The organism is Verrucosispora sp. ts21 (assembly GCF_002879555.1).
GTDB lineage: Bacteria > Actinomycetota > Actinomycetes > Mycobacteriales > Micromonosporaceae > Micromonospora > Micromonospora gifhornensis.
Genome location: NZ_PNOZ01000061.1, coordinates 1 through 20479, shown reverse-complemented (window position 1 = coordinate 20479; position 20479 = coordinate 1). Strand labels below are relative to the sequence as shown.

Here is a 20479-nt window from a genome sequence, read left to right as displayed (position 1 = left end):
ACAGAAAGCGGTGCCGTGCCAGGCACCCCACTGCTGTCGGCGGGTCGCCACGCCGGTGCGGAAGGGCCGGAAAGACGGCAGCCTCTGTCCGGCCGTCTCGCGTAGGGTCGCGTGCGTGGGACGAATCGACGACATCGCCAACCGCTACGTCGCCGAGTGGGCCGCGCTGAGCCCGACCGGCGCCACCTACGTCGGCATTTCCGGCTACGACGACAAGCTGGACGACCTGTCGCCGGACGGGTACGCCGCCCAGGCCGACCTGACCCGCCGCACCCTGGCCGACCTCGACGCCACCGAGCCGGACACGGAGGCCGAGCGCATCGCCCGGGAAGCGATGCAGGAGCGGCTCGGTCTCGACCTCGCCCGCTACGACACCGGGGAGGCGACCAGCGAGGTCAGCGTCATCACCAGCGGGTTGCACCACAGTCGAATGGTCTTCGATCTGATGCCGACCGAGGGTGCCGAGGCGCAGGCCAACATCGCCGCCCGGTTGAGCCTCTTCGCCGGTGCGATGGAGGGTTACAAGACCACGCTGCGCGAGGCGGCCGCGAAGGGCCACGTCAGCTCGCAGGCTCAGCTGCTCAAGGTGGCCGAGCAGTGCGACGCCTGGGTCGACCCGCAGGGCGACAACGTCTTCCACGGGCTGGTCGAGCGGTTGGGTGCCGAGGGCGCCCTCGACGCCGACCTGCGTCGAGGGGCGGCGGCAGCCACCGCGGCGATCGCCGAGTTCGGGCAGTTCCTGCGCACCGAACTGGCTCCGCACGGGCGGCAGAAGCAGGCCGCCGGGCGGGAGCGGTACGAGCTTGCCTCGCAGTACTTCCTCGGTGCCCGGATCGACCTCGACGAGACGTACGCCTGGGGGTTCACCGAGCTGGCACGCTTGGAGGCCGACATGCGTACGGTGGCCGGGCAGATCCTCACCCCCGGTGCCACAATCGACGAGGCGGTGGCCGCGCTGGACGCCGATCCGACCCGCACCATCCAGGGCAAGGAAGCCTTCCGGGACTGGATGCAGCAGCTCGCCGACCAGGCGATCAGCGAGCTGCACGGCACCCACTTCGACATCCCCGAGCAGGTACGCCGGATCGAGTGCATGATCGCGCCGACCAGCGACGGTTCCGTCTACTACACCGGCCCAAGCGAGGACTTCGCCCGGCCGGGCCGGATGTGGTGGGCGGTACCGCAGGGGATCACGGACTTCTCCACCTGGCGTGAGGTGACCACCGTCTACCACGAGGGCGTTCCCGGTCACCACCTCCAGATCGGGCAGACCGCCGTCCGGGCCGGGATGCTCAACCGCTGGCAGCGGCTGCTCTGCTGGGTCTCCGGGCACGGCGAGGGCTGGGCGCTGTACGCCGAGCGGCTGATGGACGAGCTGGGTTACCTGGAGGATCCGGGTGACAAGCTCGGCATGCTGGACGGCCAGGCGTTCCGGGCGGCGCGGGTGATCGTCGACATCGGCATGCACCTGGAGTTGGAGATCCCGAAGGACAATCCGTTCGACTTCCACCCGGGCGAACGCTGGACGCCCGAGCTGGGTTGGGAGTTCCTGCGGGAGCACTGCCGGGTGCCGGACGAGATGCTGCGGTTCGAGTTGAACCGCTACCTGGGCTGGCCGGGGCAGGCACCGTCGTACAAGGTGGGTGAGCGGATCTGGTTGCAGGCCCGCGACGACGCGAAGACCCGCAAGGGCGCCGACTTCGACCTGCGTGAGTTCCACAGGCAGGCGCTCGACCTGGGTGCGCTCGGGCTCGACCCGCTGCGTCGGGCGCTGGCCCGCCTCTGAGTCCGCACATGCCGAAGGGGTGGGCCCCCCGTGGGTCCACCCCTTCGGCGTTGACGTGCTCAGCGGGTCAGCGCTTCTCCGCCTCGCCCTGCGTGCCGCGCTGGATCGGCACGGTGGGTTCCTCGGAGCGCCAGTTGGTCGAAGCCGGCGGGATCTCGTCGGTCAGCGGACCGGCCGCACGGTCGTCGTCGCGTACCGCCTGCTGGTCCACCCGGGTCGGCGTCGGGTCCGCCCCGGCCCGGTGGGTGCCCACGGCCGCCGGAGCGGGCCGGCGGGAGAGCAGCAGCGCGGCGACGATCAGCGCCAGACCGAGCACGACCAGGGCGAGCGGCGCCCACACGCCCAGGATCGTCAGCTGGCCCCGGCTCGTCTTGGCCCGGTCGGCGGAGGCCGTCACGGTCTCGTCGTTGTACACGAAGTCCGCGTCCAGCAGCGTCACCGGTGCGCCCGTGTTGGGCGTCAGCACCTTCTTCTGCTGCTCCCGTACCTTGATGTAGGAGCCGGTCACCGGGTCGACCCAGACGGTACGGGTGTTGCTGTAGACGATGTCGCCGGCGGTCGCGCCCGGGGCGAGCGCGCCGAGCAGCAGAGCGATCCGCTCGGCGGGCAGCGGCAGCTTCTCGTCGCTGATGACCTGCTCGTACCGGTACGTCTCCAGGCCCTCGATCTCCTCGGTGCCCTTGAACTCGGCCATCCGGGTCTGCCGCAGGTCCCGGTCGAAGACCTCGTAGTTGCCCTGCGCAGCGTTGAACGGGAACTTGTAGACCTGCCCGGCGAACGAGACCTTCTCCGGGGTGCCGCTGTCGTCGAGGAACTGGTCGTTCCACTCCACGGCCGCACCGGAGACCCGGTCCAGGGCCAGTTCCGCGCCGTACGCGCTGACCAGTTCCTTGGTGTCGGTCCGGTCGACGGTCTGACCGACCCGCCACACCACGGTGTCGCCGGCAAGGTCACCGCTGAGCGCCGCGGTCTTGTCGCGTTCCGGAGTGACAAGGATGGTGGACTTCAGGTCAGCCTGGTCGATGTCGACCGCGCCGTTGGTGATCTGGAGAAAAGTCGCGCCCTTGGCCTCGGCGACCGAGGTCGAGGGATCCAGGTCGTAGGGCAGTTTGGTCATCGCCGGTTTGACGACGAACACCAGTCCGGCGGCCAACGCCAGGAGCAGGACGCCCCCGCCGAACAGCACGGCACCCACGGCGCGGTGCTTCATGTTTCCTCCCTAGAGGAGCGAATTTCGTCGGTGTCAATCAGTGGGATGGCCGCGAGGTTACTACCTAGTCACATAGCGACGCGACCCCCGGTCAGCTCTGATTTCTGCACCGTGTCGGGCTGATGCTCGGCGCGACGGCGCAACACCAGGACGAAGTTCCAGGCCACCACTTCCCGCAGCCCGGGAACCCGGATCACCCAGCGGGCCCACCACGGGTGGTACCGGGGCAGCGCGTCGACCATGTCGATCCGGTCATTGCTCCGCGCCCAGCTCAGCGTGTCGGCGATCGACACCGGGAAGAGCGTCTCCCGGAACCGGTTCTTCGGCGGCCGTCCGGTGCGGCGTTCGTACCGGCGGCGGGCCCGGTCGCCGCCGAGGTAGTGCCAGGGCGCGGTCTCGTGCCCACCCCAGGGCGAGAACCACGGGGTGTACGACACGAAGATCAGCCCGCCGGGTCGGGTGACCCGTACCATCTCGTCGAGCATCCGGGGTGGCTCGGCGACGTGTTCCACCACGTTGGACGAGAACGCGATGTCCACGCTGCCGGTGCGTACCGGCAGCGCCGTGCCGCTGCCCCGCAGCATGCCCGCCACGGACTCCCCGGCTGCGGAGAAGTCACCCACGTCCGGGTCGAGCCCGACGTAGTAGGACCCGGCGGCACGGAAAGCGGCGGCGAAGTACCCCGGCCCACCGCCCACGTCCAGCACGGTCCGGCCGGTCAACTCCGTGTAGCCGTGCAGCTGACGTACCGAGTCGGCGGCCAGCAGCCCGTAGAAGTGGTCCGGGTCGGTCTGCTCGACCAGGAATGCCCGGAACAGGGTCACCGACCGGCGCAGGGTGGCGAAGCGACGCCGTGCCGCCCGCCGCGCCCGGTCGTCCGCTGTCGTCACCGCGTCACCGTCCCGTCCTCGGTCCCGTCGTCGGCCGCCTGCGGCGGCTGTCCGGATGTGCCCGGCGTCACATCATGCGCGACGGGCGGCTCGTTCCGTACGCCGGGTGTGGGCATGACCGCCGCGACCACCGCGCCGACCGCGACAAGCATCGCCGCCTGCACCCAGGAGCCGTAGGCCCAGCTCTGTCCGTGGCCCTGCACCCGTCCGGTCACCGCGATCACCGTGGCCACCGTGAGGCCGCCGAGCACCACCACCGGCAGGGCCCGCACGGCCAGTTGCCGCAGCACCATCGCGGCCAGCACGATCGCCACCGGCAGCACCCCGCCCAGGGCGGCGAGCAACACCACCAGCAGCCCACCGATCAGCCAGGCCGGTGCCTCCGCCGGAATCGCTGCCGCCCTACCGCCGTCCACAGCCGCAGCATGCTCGGCACCCACCGACGAGCCACGCTCGAGGCCCAGCGACGCGGCACCCGACGCGCCATGCTCGGGGCCCAGGGCCGACCGGCGGCGCGCCGGCCACGCGGCCAGCAGCAGCACTCCGACGACCGTCAACGCGCCGGCCAGCAGGGCACCCCGATAGGCGCGGTCCGGCGCGAAGATCAGCCTGACCTCGCCACCGGCACCGGCCGGCAACACCCACGCCTGCTGCCAACCGTCCACCCGGGTCGGGGTCAACGGCGTACCGCCAAGCGTGGCCGTCCAGCCCGGGTTGGCGTTCTCCGGCACCACCAGCAGCGCCGACTCCCCACCGGCGACCCGGACCGTCCGATCCGTCGGTGCCCAGTCCAGCACTGTCACGGCCCGATGCCGGGGCTTGTCGACACCATCGACAGCACCGTCCGTCCCAGGCGAGGTCGCGTCGTCCACCCCGGGTGCGGTCGCACCGTCCGCCGCACCGGAAGCCGCGTCCGCCACCGGTCGCAGACTCGCGTCCTGCACGAGGAAGCCCTTCGAGGGCGAGGTGCCCAGCCGGTGCCCGCCGGCCGGCAGGTCCAGCACGGCACCGCCCGGCCCGCAGACCCGCAACGGCACCGGCCGACCGGCCAGCACGTCGCCAAGTCGAGCGTCGACCGACGTGTCGTAGCGGTGGCCGTCCAGCTCGACGGTCGGCCCGTCGCCGCACCGCTCGATGACCCGGGTGTCGGCGTCGACCGGCTTCAGCAGCTTCGCCAGGGCCGGGATCTCCACCTCGGCGATCCCCGCGGTCGCGGGCCAGCCGTTGCCCCGCTGGTCGGCGATCCGAAGTTCGGTCGAGCGCACCACGATCTCGATCCGGTTGGTGCGTACCGCCGGGAAGCGCACCGTCCCGTCGGCGCCCACCGGCACGACCACCTCGCGGCCGGGCGTGCGGATCTCGACCTCGTCGGGCAGCGAGCCGACCGGCAGTTGCGCGGCCCGCAACCGCAGCTGGTCGATCCGGCGCGAGCCCGACCAGCTCAGTCGCAGGGTGGGCCGCAGGTCGCCGGTGTCGGCGAGCCAGGCCGTGCCGGGATCACCGTCGATCGCCGCGTACGCGGTCACGGCCGGGTCTCCGGCCAGCCGCGACGAGGCGCTCGCCGTCACCTTCAGGCCGGAGAGCTTGAGATCGCCGCCCGGGCGGGCCACCGCCCGCAACGCCATCCGGTACGTACCGGCGGCCGGGTTACGGAAGATCCGGTCCAACCCCAGCGGCTCTTCACCGACCCGGGCCAGGAACCGGTCGCAACGGATCACCGTGTCGGCCGCCCGCACCGGCGACCCGACCGGGACGATCCGGTCGGCTTCCGACGCCTGGGCGAGGTGGCACGCCGGACGGTCGGCCGGGCCACGGCTGAACACCCAGCTCACCGGCCCGGCCGGATCCTGCGGCAGGTCGGTGGGGGCGCGCAGTGCGCGACGCGGCTCGGTGTCGGCGATGGTCAACTCGCGGATGCCGACGGCACCGTCGAGCCGTCCGTCGGCCACCGCCAGCACGGTCACCCGTACCCGGCTGGTCGGTCCGGGCAGCGTGTAGTACGTGTGCCCGCCCAGCGTGGGGGCCACCTCGTGATCCACCGAACCACGGTCGGTGGTCAGCCGGAACCGGGTCACCGGCCAGCCCACGGCCAGGTCGGTGACGAACGACAGGCGCACGTTCTCCACCTGGCGAGGGGTGTCCAGGTCGACTTCGAGCCACTGCCCGACCGGCCCGCTCAACGGTGCCGAGTGCCAGGCGGTGTGCGGGTCGCCGTCGACGGCCGCGAACGGCAGGCGGGACGGGTCGGCCGGGCCGAGCGTGTCCACGAAACTCACCGCCGAGGACGCCGACACCTCGCGTACGCCCTGGTAGGTCGCGGTGGTCTGATGCTGCTCGCCGGAGAAGGGCAGCAGGTCGAGGGCGACCCGGCCCTGCCGTCCCGACTCGTTCGCGGTCAACGTCTGGGAGAGGTTGTCCCGCACCCGGCCGATGTCGCGTTCCCGGCGGCGCAGCCCGTCGGTGACGATCCACGAGTCGCCTGTCGCCTCCGGTGTCCCGTCCCGGTCGCCGGCGAGCACCACCGGTCGGTCCCGTTCCACCACGCCCTGTTCCAGCAGGGCCAGCAGCGATTCCGGGCCGCCACTGACCGTCGGTACGTCGGCGGTGAGCACCGCCGAGGCGGCCGGGACCGGCGCGTCGACCTGGTACACCTCGATCGCCGGCAGGGTGTCGAACCCCTCGTCGACCGGGCTGCCGATCGTCCGGGTCAGGGCGTCGGTGCTGCCGAAGGTGGCGACCCGGGTGATGCCGGGCGACTCGGCCAGCGCCCGGCGCAGCACCGCCACCGGTGGGGCGTCCACCTGGATCCGGTCGATGTCGTTGCGCAGCAGCAGGTGCCGGAACCCGGAGCGGGCGAGCAGATCGGCCAGCCCGGTGGAGCCACGACCGCTGGCCAGCACCTCCTCGACGGTGTCCATCATCCGGGTGTTACCGGCCGAGCCGAGCGGGATCTGGTGGCGGACCGCCCACGGCGCACCGGCCAGGGCCTGCAACGGCTCATCGACCGTACGCCCCCACTCGTACTGCCCGAAGCCGGAACCGGGCACCATCAGCGTGCGGGCCAGCGCGTCCCGGTCGGCCAGCCAGGTCGCCGCCGACCGCCAGTGCGGCGGCAGGTCCGCCCAGCCCGGGCCGGGACGCAGCAGCCCCAGCCAGGCCGGTGCGGCCGCACCCAGCACCAGCATCAGCACCGGTACGAAGACCAGCGGGCGCAGCCGCACACCGGGTCGACGTCGGGCCAACACGTGGTGCATCCGGGTGGCCACCGCGTCGACGCCGTGCGCGAAGCCGAGCATCAGCGGCAGCCGCAGCACCGGGTCGAGCTTGTGCACGTTGCGCAGCGGGGCGAGCGGACCGTCGAGCAGCCCCCGGACCAGTTCGGAGACCGGGCTGTCCACCGCGCCGACGTAGCCGATGGTCAGCAGGGTCAGCCCGGCGAGGAAGCCGGCCACCAGAAACCGCCGCTGGGGCAGCAGGTTGCCGGCCAACCCGGCCAGGCCGATCAACGCGACCACCGCGGTGAGGGCCATCAACACCGGGTGGTCGATCAGCAGCCAGCCGGCCGGCCACCACGGCTCGCCCTGCACGATGTACGCGACCCACTGGTTCGTGCCGCGTACCGCCTGGAACAGCGAGGCCACCGCAGTGGTGGTGGTGGACGACTCGATGTAGTCGAGGAAGGGCAGGCTGTACTGGCCGAGCAGCAGCAGCGGCACGATCCACCACAGGCACACCCCGACCACGCAGACGCACCACCAGGCGACCAGCCGCCGGTGCTCGGCGTCCCAGCGCCGGGTCAGCAGCCAGACGCCGGGCAGCACCAGCGCCATCAGCACCACCGCCGCGTTGATCCCGCCCATGCCGAGCACGGCCAGCGCGGAGAGCGCGGCGGCCCGGCGTGGCGAGCCGATCCGGCGTACGGTCACCAGCGGCAGCAGCACCCAGGGCAGCATCGCGGCGGAGAGCGTCTCCGACGACAGCGCGCCGACCTCGGTGAGGATGCGCGGGGCCAGCGCGTAGCCGAGCGCCGCCGCGTACCGGGTCGGTTCGGTGCCGATGTCCATCGCCCGGGCCAGCCGCAGCAGCCCGTAGAACGCGGCGGCCAGCAGCAGCGCCGTCCACAGCCGCTGGGTGATCCACTGTGGAATGTCGAGCAGTTGGCCGGCGGCGAAGAACGGTCCCATCGGGAACAGGTAGCCGTACGCCTGGTTCTGCAGCTCCCCGGCGGTGGCCTCCGGGTTCCACAGGTGCAACGCGCGGGCCATGAAGTGGATCGGGTTGGCGGCCAGGTCGAGCTTGGTGTCGAAGGTGACCTGACCGGGCCGCTGCGCGAAGGCGATGGCGGTGAGCAGCAGCAGCGACAGCACCGTACCGGGCGAGCGGCGCACGCGTGCCGACGCCCGGCTCAGGGGCGATGCCAGCGGGCGGCTCATCGGCGGCACTCCGGTGGCAGGCAGCTCAGATCCGCCAGGGCGGAGAAGAAGATGCGGCGCATGCCGCTGGGCTGTGCGGTGACGAAGACCCGGCCGCCGGTGACCTTCGCGATCGCCTCCAACTCCTCCGGGTCGATGGCACCGCCCAGCCCGATGAAGATGATCGGCAGTGGTCGGCGCGGTTCCTGCATGCGTTTGAGTTCGGCGAGCAGGGCGGCCCGGCCGATGCTGTCGGCGTCCTCGTTGCGGCCGTCGGTCATCACCAGCACCAGGTTGATCCGCCCGGGAGTCCAGTTCCGCCGGGCGTCGCGGTACGCGGCAAGCGTGCTGTCGTACAGCCCGGTGCCGCCCTGCGGCTCGACCCGGACGGCCGCCAACGCCTCGGCCAACCTGTCACGTTGAGCGCCCAGCGGAGCCACCGGCAGGATCTCCTGGTGGTCCCGTTCGCCGTCGAGGTTGGTGGCGAACGCCCAGACGCCGAGTTCGCTGTTGTCCAGCAGCAGCGCCGCACCCTCCTCGGCGGCCCGGACCGTGGCGTCGAGCCGGGTCCCCCCACCGGGCACCTGCGCGGCCATCGAACCCGAGACGTCCAGCAGGGTGAGGATCCGGGCACTGCGCTGCACGCCGCTCCAGCCGGTCAGCACGTCGGTGACGGTCTCCTCGGCGGGTAGTGGCACCGGCCGGAGTTCGTCCGCCCGCAGCCGGTCGTCGCTCGGCATGGCCGGCGGGAAACCCGACGCGGTCCGGAAGCCGTGGCCGACGAAGATGTCCCGGCTGGTGGCGGTGAGCAGTTCGGTGAGAAGCCTCGCGGCGGCGTCGCGCACCCGCTCCTGCGCGGCGGGCAGCACCACGTACGGCAGGTCGAGCCAGGGCACGGCGATCTCCGGGTACGCGGCGACCAGCTTGCCGGACGTGGTCAACGCGTTGTGTTCGAGCACGGCCTGCTCGCTGGCGGCGACCACGTCGACGCGGCCCGGCAGGTCACGGCCGGGCGTCAGCGTGCTGGCCTGCTCGGCCGGGCTGAAGGTGCGGGTGGCGAGGCGACGCAGGGTCGCCGCCACGGTCGCCGCCGAGTCCCCGTTGTCGTCGGCCAGCACCCGTACGCCGAGCAGGGCACCGGCTCCGGCCGGGTCGGCCGCCGGGTCGGGCAGCCCGACCTGGACCTGCCGCGCCTTGGTGCCCACCAGGGATTTCCAGGTCAGCGGCTTGGCCGGCCAGCCGGAGCGGCGGGCGACCCGTTCGGTGACCGCCAGCACCACCGGGGTGCTCGCCACCGAGGTGCCCGCGCCCGGAACCTCGAAGGCACCTGCGGCCCGGGCCCGCCGCAGCCAGAACGTGGACTCCGGCAGCCAGGCGTCGGCCACGTCAGCGCCCTCGGCGAGTTCCCGGGCCACCGCCGCCGACGGTCGGGCCTGCACCTCGACCGAGACGCACGGCTGGTTGCCGGCGTTGGCCCGCGCCACCCGGTCCAGCGCCGGCGCGATGACCGGGGCGGCAGCCACCCGCAGCCGCACCTGTTCGACACAGGTCGGCGTGCCACGGTCGGCGCGCACGTAGGCCACCGCCGCCCAGCCGGCCAGCAGCACCACCAGGGCGGCACTGAGCAGCACCACCGGCGACCGGTGGGACAGGGCGCGCGTGGGCGCGCGACGGTCGGCCTCCACCGCCGCCTCACCTCCTCGTCACCCCTGCGGACGACACATCACCGCAGGTCACCGGCGTCGCGACGGGTTCGCCGTGCCGGGCAGGCGAGCATCGCACGCTGCTGCGCTGCACACCCTGCCAAGGTTTGTGCGGCTCGGCAAACCCCTGATCGACGAACCGACATCCGACCCACGCTGCCGGATCTGCCCATTGCGCACCCGGGTCGGACCGCCCTAGGGTGGCGCGATCGTGCTCACTTACTCGTCGGTAGGAGCAGCGTGGACAACTCCGACACCCCCTCCCGCCACGTCCTGTTCCTCAACTGGCGCGACACCACAAACCCCGAGGGCGGCGGCTCCGAGGTCTACATCGAACGCATCGCCGCCGAACTCGTCACAGCAGGCAACCGGGTGACTCTGCTCTGTGCCGCGCACGACAACGCGGGCCCGGCCGAGACCACCAAAACCGGCGTACGGCTGCTGCGCCGCGGCTCCCGGATGACCGTCTACCTACGCGCGGCGCTCACCTGCCTGGCCGGTCGCTTCGGTTTCGGCCCACTGGGTCGACGCGGCCTGGGCCGACCCGACCTGGTCGTGGACGTCTGCAACGGGGTGCCGTTCTTCGCCCCGCTCTACGTCGGCCGACCGGTCATCGCGCTTGTGCACCACGTGCATCGGGAGCAGTGGCCTGTGGTGTTCGGCCCGTGGATGTCCCGGCTGGGCTGGTGGATCGAATCGTGGCTGGCGGTACGGCTCTACCGGCGCTGCCGCTACGTCACCGTCTCCGAGGCCAGCCGGACGGAGTTGACCACGCTGGGCGTGGACGCCGAGCGGATCGACGTGGTGCCGAACGGCACCCCCACCGTGACCGGCCCGTCCCTGCCGCGTACGCCCCATCCGTCGCTGCTGGTGCTCGGCCGGCTGGTGCCGCACAAGCGGGTGGAGATCGCCCTGCGGACGGTCGCCGAGCTCGCCGACGAGCTGCCGGAACTGGAGCTGGTGGTGGCCGGGCAGGGCTGGTGGGAGGAGCCGCTACGCGAGTTGTCCGAGTCGCTCGGCATCACCGACCGGGTGCGGTTCACCGGTTTCGTCAGCGAGGAGGAGAAGCACGCCCTGCTCTGCTCGGCCTGGCTCGCCCTCACCCCGTCGCTCAAGGAAGGCTGGGGACTGACCATCGTGGAGGCCGCCGCGTGCAGCACCCCGACTGTGGCGTTCCGCTACGCCGGAGGGGTGGCCGAGGCGATGGTCGACACGGAGACCGGCCTGCTCGTCGACGACGAACAGGAGTTCACCGCCGTCGTCCGCGAACTGCTCGCCGACGACGTACGGCGCAAGGCGATGGGTGAGGCTGCGCTGACCCACGCGGCCCAGTTCACCTGGACCGCGACCGGTGCCCGCTTCGCCCAGCTCGTGGCGCAGGCCACCGCCCGCGGCTGACCGGACACGACGACAAGGCGCCCGCGACGCGGGCGCCTTGTGCCGTTCGAGGTCAGCGCGTGCCGTACAGCGGGGACTCGGTCTGCTCACTCACCTTGGAGTTCGCGGCCTCCTTGGCGGACGGGCTGAGCACGTTCGCCAGACCGACGCTGCCGAGCATGCCGAGCACGACACCGAGTACCCCGACGGCGACGAACGCGGGCAGGTTCCTCATCCACCTTCTCCTTCCGCGGGACTCGCGTGCCGGGACGCTACCACGCGGTAGCTCCGTCGCGCAGCGTCCGAAAAACCGATGGCCAGCACCACCGTTGCGGCAAGTAGATGTGCCAGGCCCACCGGTCCGGGACGGGCGGGGGCGAGCGGCTGTCGCCATTGCGGGTTCTCGTACAGAGTCAGGTCCTCGCCCGCGTACACCCGCTGAAGTCCGGCCAGCGTCGCCGGGTCCACCGGCGGGCCTGCCGCCCGCTGCACAAGCACCCACCGAGGACCGGCCGTCGCGACCGGCTCACCCGAGTCGAGCAGGTCACGCACCCGGGCGGCCTGCGGGTCCTCGCCCGCCACCGCCGTACCGTCCACACGCAGCGTGTCGTCGATCAGGACCGGCACGCCCAGATATCGGGGCGCCGGGTCGATCACCACCTGGCCGCCGTTCCACGAATAGCTCTGGTACTCCTGGAACGGCAGCGAGATCACCTCACCCGGCCGTTCCTGCACCAGCCGGGCCACCACCGCCCAGTCCGCCGGCCACGCCACCGGGCGCAGCCGTCCCACCCCGCCGAACGCCAGGTCGGGCAGGACGGCCACCGGCAGCAACGCCGCACCGACAAGCAACACCCGCCCGGTCGCCGCGTCGAACCGGGCGGTCAACCACCCGGCGAGCCGCTCCGCGCCCAACGCCACGGCGATCGCCAGCAGCAACGCGTACGGGATGAGCAGCTTCTGCCCGTCGCGCAACAATCCCGCGCCCGGCACGTCGGCGACCAGCCGGCTCAGCACCGTCACCGCACCCGGCAGCACGCCGAGCGCCGCCGCCAACCACGACCCGACCGCCAGCAGGCCGAGACGGTTGGTCACCCCGGCCGCCCAGCGACGCCGCAGCAGCGGTACGCCAGCAGCGGCGACCACCAGCAGCAGCCCGGTCGCCACCGGCACCAGCAACCCGGCCCGCGACGCCGGAGTGGCCTGCGCGTTCCAGATGCCACCGGTACCGGCGAGCGCCACCAGGGGACCGGCCCAGTTCTCCGCCCGGGCCGCGAAGACCGCCACCCCGGCGGGATCGGACCGCCCGTCACCGGCGCTGGCGAAGCCGGCCACCAGCCACGGCGCGTTCAGCAACAACGTCACGCCCACCCCGACCGAAGCCGACCGGGCCGCACCTCGCCCGACGAGCAGGACGGCGACGACCACCAGGGCGAGCAGACCGCCGGTCGGGGTGATCGCCGAGACCGCCGCCGCCAGCAGCAGCCGGCGCAGCGCACCCCGCTCGCCCGCCCGTACCCCGATCGCCGCACGCACCAGCCACGGCATCGCGGCGTACGCGACCAACAGTCCCCACTGGCCGATCAGCAGCCGCTCAGCCAGGTACGGCGTCCAGGCGTACCCGAGGGCGGCGACCACCCGCACGGCTGTCCGCCGGGTCGGCACCAGACGGGCGGCGCCCAGCGCGGCGAAGTACAGGATCGCCACAAGCACCAGGCGTTGCAGCAGCCAGCCCGGAACCAGTTGGTTGGCCAACGCCACCACCGCGTCCTGCGGTACGGCCCGGGGCAGCGCCGTGGCCGGGGCGATCACCTCCCAGCTCAGCGCCTGCCTCGGCACGAAGACCATGTCGTAGCGCAGCACGTAGCCGGGCCGGGCCAACGGCGCGAGCACCACTGCCGTCACGGCGGCAGCCACCAGGTGCGGCACGAGGCGACCGACGGCACGGCCACGCTCGGCCGCCGGGCCGCCCTGCCGCAGCCGTTCCCGCATCCGTGGACCTCACCTCGCCGGTACGCGGCGACCCGCCGCGTCGGTGGCGGCCACTGTAACCGGCAGGCTCCGCCCGGGTCGCCAACCGGTCGAACCATCCGTTGACCTGATAGGGGACGCAATGAGTGGTGTGGCAGTCTTCCCGCCATGGCATCAGCGGGGGCAGGCGTGTCGGCGGCACCGGAGCGGCCCGGTAGCCAGCTGAGCGGCGACCGGATCGCCACGGCGGCGCTGGTCATGATCGCGGTCAGCGTGTTGTGGCGCGCCCAGGTGGCGTCCCGCGGTTTCCTGGCGGCCGACGACTACGTGCTGATCACCCAGGCGGCGGAGTCCCGGCTGACCGTCGAGCATCTGTTCGCGCTCTACAACAACCACCTCATGCCCGGCGGGCGGCTGCTCATCTGGCTGGTCACCGAATACGTCGGTCTGGCGTACTGGCCGTACGTGCTGCTCATGGCGATCGGTCAGGCGATCCTCGGGATCACCTTCTTCCGGCTGCTACGGCGGATGCTCCGGCCCTCCGCGCTGCTGCTCCTGCCGCTGGGCCTGCTGCTGTTCAGCCCGCTGACCCTGGAGGCGAGCACCTGGTGGGCGGTCGGCGTCAACATGTTGCCGATGCAGATCGCCATGGTGCTGGCGGTCTCCGCCCAGGTCGGCTACGTGCAGACCGGGCGTCGACGGCACCTGGTGACCCTGGCGTCGGCCCTGCTGCTCGGCCTCTTCTTCTTCGAGAAGTCGATCCTGATCGTGCCGCTGGTCTTCCTACTGACCGCCGCCTGTTACGCCGACGGCGGCCCGGTACGGGCCATCTGGACCACGATCCGCCGCTGGTGGCCGTCCTGGCTGGTGCTGACCGTACTGTCGCTCGGTTTCGCGGCGGCCTACCTGGGCCGTTCGGAATCCTCGCTGCGTCGCCCGGAGTCGGTGGGTGAGGTCTTCTCCTTCCTGACCCAGATGTTCGGGTCGACGGTGATGCCCGGCCTGGTGGGCGGCCCGTGGCAGTGGCTCGGGGCCGGCGACGGCGCGCCCGTCGCCTCGCCGCCACAACTGGGCACCTGGGTGGGCTGGACGATCGTCGCCGCCGTGGTCGCGGCGACCGTACGCCAGCGCCGCCGGGCCGGCCGGGCCTGGCTGCTGCTCGCGGCCTACCTGCTGATGGTGGCGGGCATGCTCGCCGCGACCCGGCTCGGCTCGGCCTTCAGCGGGGTCGCCGGCGGCGTCCCCCGGTACGTCAGCGACGTCGTCGTGGTCGCGGCGATCTGCCTGGGCGTCGCCGTGGTCGGGCTGGCCCGCAGGACCGACCCGACCGTGCCGACGACACCGACGCAGCCAGTGACACCGGCGGTGATCGCGTCGACCACGCCGGCTGTTGCGGCGACGGGCCAACCGGCACGGCTGGTCTCCGGGCACGGTGTCATCCACGCGGAAGCCCCCGTCGACCCGGAACCCGGTCCCGGCCGGGCCGCTCCTGAACCACCCCCGGCCGACGTGCCACCGGCGAACCCGGCCGACGTGCCACCGACGGACCCGGCCGAGTCGCCCACGCCGGGGCTGCTCGGTCCGGTGCCGGAGCGTTACCGGGAGGCGGTGACCGTCGTCCTCGTCCTCATCCTGGTCGCGGTCGGCCTGGGCACGGTCTGGACCACCGCCCGGTACGGCGACGAGTGGGCGGCGAAGTCCGGCCGGTCGTACATCGACACCGTGCGGATCGAGATGGCCAGCGCACCACCGGACACCGTCTTCTTCGACGCCCCGGTGCCGGACAACGTGGTGCCCCGCCTCTCCTCGCCGTACAACCTCCAGTCCCGCTTCTTCCGGGCCTTCGGTACCCGCCCCACCTTCGTCGACGAGACCGACAACGCCTCGGTCCTCGACGATCTGGGCCGCATCCAGGTGGCCACGATCGTGGGCAGCACCATCCAGCCCGGCCCACAGGAGGGCTGCGGCTACCGGGTCGGCACCGGGCAGACCGTACGGATGCCGCTGAACGAGCCACGCTTCGAGTGGCACTGGGTGGTACGCATCGGCTACCTCAGCTCGGCCGACGGCACGGCGACCCTGCGGCTCGGCGACGGCGTGGCCCAGTTCCCGATCCGCAAGGGTCTCAACCAGCGGTTCTTCCGCATCACCGGTGGCGGCGACACGGTGGAGTTGACGGTGACCAGCGGCGAGGTGTCGCTCTGCACCAACGAGATCGCGATCGGCGACCCGGCACCCAGACCCGAGTAGCGACGCGACGTCACTCGGGGCGGAACAGCACCGAGTTGACGTACCGGGGCCGGGGCCAGACGACCCGGCGGGCGAAGCTCTGCCCGACCCGTACGATCGCCTCCCGCTGGTGTCCACCGAGGTCGAAGTCGGCAAGCGGCACCCATTCGCGGTCCGGCAGCACGTATCCGCGGTAGCCCCAACCGGTGAGCAGGTCCAACAGTGGCCCGACCGGTTGGATCCGCTCCTCCACCTCGATCAGCAGCACCGGACGGTCCCGCTTGACGGTCTCCGCCGCACCGCGCAGCGCGGGCAGTTCGTGCCCCTCGATGTCGAGCTTGACGAACCGCACGTCGGTCAGGCCGAGCGAGTCGAGCGTGATCCGTCGGACCGGCACCGGCTCACCCTGCGTCGGGTCCTCCAGCGACGAGGTGCCCACGATCGCGCCCCCTGCGGGCAGATACAGCGTTGCGGATCCCTCGTGGTCGGAGACCGCCGCCTCGACCACCTCGACCGTGGGGAAGGCCGAACGCAGCTGTCCGGCCAGCGCCGCCGTCGGCTCCACCGCGACCACCCGCTCCGCCCGCCGCAGCAGCCGGGCGGTCCACGGGCCGTACCAGGCGCCCACGTCCACCGCCGTACCGCCGGACGGAACGAACTCCGCCAGCCGGGCCAACTCCGGCTCGACCCGCGGATAGGCGCGGCGGATCGCCGCCCCGAGCAGCCGCTCGGGAAGCACTGCCGCCAGGCCGGAGGTTGCTGCGGGGGCCAGCTTCGTCGACGTCATGGGGCAGCACACTAGACCCTTTCCGCGGCGGTCGGCAGGGGCCGTCGGTGCGGGGCTGTCCGGAAAGGCTACCGACCGGTACCGTCTTGCCGGTCGGGCCGCTTCCCGACGGGATCAGCCGGCCGGACCTGCGGGCGGCCGGCAGACGCGGAGTGGCATGACACAGACGACGGGCAGCGACACCAGCAGGGTTCGGCTCGGCGCGGCCGGCGCCGCCGTCACCCTCGCCACGCTGGTGACAAATGCGCTTGCGTACGTCGTACCGGTGCTGGGCGCCCGCCGGCTGAGCGCCGCCGACCTGGGCGCGCTGGCCACCGTCCTCGCGCTGGGTGCGATCGCCGCGGTGCCCGGATTCGGGCTGCAGATCGCGGTGGCCGCGCACCGGGCCCGCTGGGGTGGCGACGGAGCCGGCCGACTCGGGCTACGCACCGCCGCGCTCACCGGTGCCGTCACCCTGGCCCTGGCGCCGCTGTTGACGGTCCTCCTGCGGCTGCCGGCCCCGCTGACGCTGCTGCTCGCCACCACCACGTTCGCCACCGTGATGGCCGGCCGGTGGCTCGGCGAGTTGCAGGGCGACCAGCGTTTCCTGCGGCTCGCCGTCGCCATGGCCATACTGGCCGCCGGCCGCTACGGCGGGCTGGTCGTCGGCCTCCTGCTCGGCCGGGGACCGGTGACCTGCCTGCTGTTGACCACGGCCACCGGCCTGCTCGCCCTGCCACTGCTGGCCCGCCTCGCCGCCCCCGGCACCACTGCGATCTCCACGCCCGGTGCGCCGGCCGGGGCGCGAGACGATCAGCCGAGGTCCGCCGAACCGGGCGGCCCGGTGCCACGCCGACTGGATGCCCGGCAGGTGAGCACCGCGTGCGCCGCCACGTTGGCGATGCTCGCCATCTCGTACGCCGACCTGATCCTCGCCCGCCAACTGCTGCCCGCCGCCGACTCCGGCGCGTACGCGGTCGGTTCGGTACTCACCAAGGGCGCGCTGTGGGCACCTCAGGTCGTCACCCTGCTGGTCCTGCCCCGGCTGGCCCGGGGCGACCGCCGCGCCCGCCTGGTGGCGCTGGCGTTGATCACGGCCTGCGGCGCGGCCCTCGTTGCTGCCGCCACCATCGGCGGCGAGTTGGCGTTCCGACTCGCCGGAGGTGCCGACTACCTGCACCTGGCCGACACCGCACCGATCTTCGCCGCCACCGGCGCCCTCTACGCGGTGGTGTTCATGCTCGTCAACGACCGGGTGGCGACCGGCGCGCGCTGGCCGGCCGCACCGCTGTGGGCGGCCACGGTCGGCCTGGCGGTCTGCGCGGCACTTGTCGCGCCTCGAACGGTCACCGGGGTGCTGTCCTGCGCGCTTGTCACCGCCGCCGTGACCGCCGCGACAATGTCCTGGCTGGTCTTCCGGCCGAGCCACCGGCGAACTACACAGCGTGATCGGGTCGCTGCCGCAACGGGGCAAACCGGTGTCGATGGCGACTCTCCGCACACTCAGACCCCCCGTACCCCGTCGCGTTGGCTACCGTAGTTGCTCCCGGGGTGAAGGTTCCCAACTCCGCCCACGGCCATTTCCGAAGAGGTAGCTGTGACCCTGTACGGCGAGAACCGTCCGCCCGCTGACGACGACCGGCCCACGGTCCAGGTGAAAGCGGTCAGTTGGCCTGTCGAGGAACCGGAGCGCCCCACACCTGTCGATCCGTCGCAGGGCAGCGCCAAGCGATCCCGCCGAGTCCGGATCCTGCTCGCCACCGGGGTGGCCACCGCGGTGCTCGCGTCGGTGGGCGTCGTCGCCGCCTGGACGTACGCGGGTGACGTCCCGCGCGGCACCACCGTGCTCGGCACCGAACTCGGCGGGCGCAGCCGGGCCGACGCGGCACGGGAGCTGCAGACGCAGCTGGACCGGCGCGCGGCCGAACTGGCCGCCCCGATCGAGGTACGGGTGGGCGAACGCACGGCACAGATCAACCCGGCCGAGGTCGGGCTCACCGTCGACGTGGACGCCACCGTGACCGCCGCAGCGGCAGCGCAGGCGCACGCCGTGGACCGGCTGGTCGGCTCCCGCGAGATCGAGCCGGTGGTCTCCGTCGACGTGCCGAAGCTGGAGGCCGAGCTGCAGAAGCTGGTCGGCAAGCAGGGCCGGAAGATGACCATGCCGGCGATCACCTTCTCCGGCACCACACCGAAGGCACGTCACCCCAAGCCGAGCCTGGCCATCGACACCGAGCACTCGGCGCAGGTGGTCAAGGAGGGCTGGCTCAGCGGGCAGCCGGTGACCGTTCCGTTGGTGGAGAACCACCCGGTCACCTCCGCCGACGAGGTGGACCGCCTCGTGGAGGAGTTGGCCAAGCCGGCGGTCGCGGCACCGGTCAAGCTGACCACCGACCGGGGCACGGTGACCATTCCGCCGCAGGCGATCGCCAAGAGCCTCCAGTTCAAGGCCGACAAGGCCGGCAAGCTCACCCCGAGCGTGGACGCCAAGAAGCTCAGGTCGGCCCTCGGCGACCGTCTCGACAAGGTCGAGGTGGCGCCGAAGAACGCCACGATGACCATCTCCGGCGGCAAACCGAAGGTGGTCGACGGGCGCGCCGGCAAGCAGGTGGACATCGGCAAGCTCCGCGGCGATCTGCTGGCCGTCCTACCCCGCACCGACGACCGTACGATCTCCGCCGAGCTCAAGCCGGTCACCCCGAAGGTCACCGCCGAGAAGATCTCCGGCCTGGGGATCAAGGAGAAGGTCTCCTCCTTCACCACGTACTTCACCGGCGGCCTGTCGTCGCCGCGTAGCCAGAACATCGTGACGATCGCCAAGCACGTCGACGGCACCGTGGTCCTGCCCGGCGACACGTTCTCGCTCAACGGCCACACCGGGGAGCGCGGATACGCGCAGGGCTACCGCGACGCGCCGGTGATCCTCGACGGCAAGCTGGTGCCCGGGGTCGGTGGCGGCACCTCGCAGTTCACCACCACCCTGTTCAACGCGACGTACTACGCCGGCCTTGAGGACGTCGAGCACAAGCCGCACTCGTACTACTTCAGTCGCTACCCGGCCGTCATCGAGTCCACGATCTTCTGGCCGAACCTCGACTTCAAATTCCGCAACAACACCGAGTACGGCGTACTGATCGACACCTCGTACACCGCCAACTCGATCACCGTCTCGATCTGGAGCACGAAGATCTGGGACAGCGTCAAAACCGAGTACGGCCCCCGCCGCAACATCACCTCCCCGAGGACCGTCTACCTGGAGCCGGGCCCCACCTGCATCCCGGCCAACGGCAGCCAGGGCTTCACCCAGGACGCCTTCCGCGTCATCAAGAAGGACGGCAAAGTCGTCAAGCGGGAGAAGTTCACCTGGACCTACGACGCGGAGCCCCGCTTCATCTGCGCCAAGGAACCTGCCTGACCCTCGGCGGATACCGGACGACGACCTCGCGGCGACAACCCCGAGACGCACCTGGTCTCAACCTCAACGGCGAACCGTCGCTCCAACCTTGTCCGTGGAGATTCCCCGGCTCCCCTGACACCCACGGTCGGGTCAGGTCGGGTCGGGTCCCTCGCCCTTGTGCTCGGACTCCCCTTTGCTCTGCTTCAACCCACGCACTGGTTTCCGCCGCTGGCTGTTGCGTAGGTTGAAGCAGAGCAAAGGGGTTCAGGTAGAGACGAGCAGCGGCTCACGGCTGCTACACGACTCTCGGCTCTACACCACTTCGCGGGACGCGAGCCAGGCCGGCTGTGGCATGGCGTGGCGTCGCCGGCTGTGGCATGGCGTGGCGTCATGACCCGGCCCGGGGTCATTAGAACCCTGACCACACCACACGACGCCCTGAACACCACACGGCAAACCGCAGCGGCCTGGGCGGGCCGCGGGCAGGACTGGACTGGACTGGCGCCTGACCCGCCCCTCCCAGGTAACGACTGCGGCCAGCGGCCTTCTGGCACGCGACGACACCGGCGTGGCGATCCCGCGAATCCTGGCCGCCTTCGTCCCTCCCAGCTCGAAGCCAGAGAATGCCCGGGTGGATATACGTTTGAGGGCCACCCCAACAGGGGTGGCCCTCAAACGAAGAATGTCCGGCGGTGTCCTACTCTCCCACACCCTCCCGAGTGCAGTACCATCGGCGCT

12 protein-coding genes are annotated in these 20479 nt (G+C 71.9%); 5 read left to right on the top strand and 7 right to left on the bottom strand.

Annotation, left to right across the window (positions count from 1 at the left end):
- The first annotated feature begins 115 nt into the window (after positions 1–115).
- A complete protein-coding gene (locus C1A38_RS22905) occupies positions 116–1786 on the top strand; it encodes a DUF885 domain-containing protein (protein ID WP_102659803.1) in 1671 nt (556 codons plus the stop codon).
- 67 nt (positions 1787–1853) lie between these two features.
- Here the strand turns inward: C1A38_RS22905 and pgfA are convergent, their stop codons facing one another.
- The 4 genes from pgfA to C1A38_RS22885 all read right to left on the bottom strand — a co-directional run bounded on the left by pgfA (position 1854) and on the right by C1A38_RS22885 (position 9983).
- Positions 1854–2996 carry a cell envelope lipid trafficking protein PgfA gene (pgfA, locus tag C1A38_RS22900; protein ID WP_102659802.1) on the bottom strand — a complete coding sequence of 381 codons (1143 nt, stop codon included), beginning with the start codon at positions 2994–2996 and terminating at the stop codon, positions 1854–1856.
- Between the two features lie 68 nt (positions 2997–3064).
- On the bottom strand, positions 3065–3886 hold the full coding sequence (locus C1A38_RS22895) for a class I SAM-dependent methyltransferase (RefSeq protein ID WP_102659801.1): 822 nt from the start codon (positions 3884–3886) through the stop codon (positions 3065–3067).
- Positions 3883–8319 carry an alpha-(1->3)-arabinofuranosyltransferase gene (locus C1A38_RS22890; protein ID WP_233196974.1) on the bottom strand — a complete coding sequence of 1479 codons (4437 nt, stop codon included), beginning with the start codon at positions 8317–8319 and terminating at the stop codon, positions 3883–3885. The genes C1A38_RS22895 and C1A38_RS22890 overlap by 4 nt, the downstream gene beginning before the upstream one ends.
- Positions 8316–9983, bottom strand: a complete 1668-nt coding sequence (locus tag C1A38_RS22885) for a substrate-binding domain-containing protein (RefSeq protein WP_102659799.1) — start codon at positions 9981–9983, stop codon at positions 8316–8318. The genes C1A38_RS22890 and C1A38_RS22885 overlap by 4 nt, the downstream gene beginning before the upstream one ends.
- A gap of 258 nt (positions 9984–10241) precedes the next feature.
- Between C1A38_RS22885 and C1A38_RS22880 the strand changes: the two genes are divergently transcribed.
- Positions 10242–11399, top strand: a complete 1158-nt coding sequence (locus C1A38_RS22880; protein ID WP_102659798.1) for a glycosyltransferase family 4 protein — start codon at positions 10242–10244, stop codon at positions 11397–11399.
- Positions 11400–11451: 52 nt separating this feature from the next.
- On the opposite strand, the gene C1A38_RS31205 is transcribed toward C1A38_RS22880, so the two are convergent.
- Both C1A38_RS31205 and C1A38_RS22875 read right to left on the bottom strand, forming a co-directional pair.
- The gene (locus C1A38_RS31205) at positions 11452–11613 is read right to left on the bottom strand and encodes a hypothetical protein (RefSeq protein WP_158244934.1); all 162 of its coding nucleotides are present in this window, start codon (positions 11611–11613) and stop codon (positions 11452–11454) included.
- Entirely contained in the window at positions 11610–13370 is a 1761-nt protein-coding gene (locus C1A38_RS22875; RefSeq protein ID WP_102659797.1) for an MmpA family trehalose lipid delivery protein, read from the bottom strand. The genes C1A38_RS31205 and C1A38_RS22875 overlap by 4 nt, the downstream gene beginning before the upstream one ends.
- A gap of 147 nt (positions 13371–13517) precedes the next feature.
- Between C1A38_RS22875 and C1A38_RS22870 the strand changes: the two genes are divergently transcribed.
- Entirely contained in the window at positions 13518–15599 is a 2082-nt protein-coding gene (locus C1A38_RS22870; protein ID WP_146017610.1) for a hypothetical protein, read from the top strand.
- Between the two features lie 10 nt (positions 15600–15609).
- On the opposite strand, the gene C1A38_RS22865 is transcribed toward C1A38_RS22870, so the two are convergent.
- Positions 15610–16365, bottom strand: a complete 756-nt coding sequence (locus C1A38_RS22865) for an FkbM family methyltransferase (protein ID WP_102659795.1) — start codon at positions 16363–16365, stop codon at positions 15610–15612.
- 157 nt (positions 16366–16522) lie between these two features.
- Between C1A38_RS22865 and C1A38_RS22860 the strand changes: the two genes are divergently transcribed.
- Entirely contained in the window at positions 16523–17884 is a 1362-nt protein-coding gene (locus C1A38_RS22860; RefSeq protein WP_102659794.1) for a polysaccharide biosynthesis protein, read from the top strand.
- A gap of 57 nt (positions 17885–17941) precedes the next feature.
- The gene (locus C1A38_RS22855) at positions 17942–19759 is read left to right on the top strand and encodes a VanW family protein (protein ID WP_102659793.1); all 1818 of its coding nucleotides are present in this window, start codon (positions 17942–17944) and stop codon (positions 19757–19759) included.
- Positions 19760–20479: the final 720 nt, after the last annotated feature.

Bases quoted from the DNA above. Each gene is read 5' to 3' on its own strand.
- pgfA (WP_102659802.1), bottom strand. From the start codon at position 2,996: ATGAAGCACCGCGCCGTGGGTGCCGTGCTGTTCGGCGGGGGCGTCCTG.
- C1A38_RS22890 (WP_233196974.1), bottom strand. From the start codon at position 8,319: ATGAGCCGCCCGCTGGCATCGCCCCTGAGCCGGGCGTCGGCACGCGTG.
- C1A38_RS31205 (WP_158244934.1), bottom strand. From the start codon at position 11,613: ATGAGGAACCTGCCCGCGTTCGTCGCCGTCGGGGTACTCGGTGTCGTG.
- C1A38_RS22875 (WP_102659797.1), bottom strand. From the start codon at position 13,370: ATGCGGGAACGGCTGCGGCAGGGCGGCCCGGCGGCCGAGCGTGGCCGT.
- C1A38_RS22870 (WP_146017610.1), top strand. From the start codon at position 13,518: ATGGCATCAGCGGGGGCAGGCGTGTCGGCGGCACCGGAGCGGCCCGGT.
- C1A38_RS22865 (WP_102659795.1), bottom strand. From the start codon at position 16,365: ATGACGTCGACGAAGCTGGCCCCCGCAGCAACCTCCGGCCTGGCGGCA.
- C1A38_RS22860 (WP_102659794.1), top strand. From the start codon at position 16,523: ATGACACAGACGACGGGCAGCGACACCAGCAGGGTTCGGCTCGGCGCG.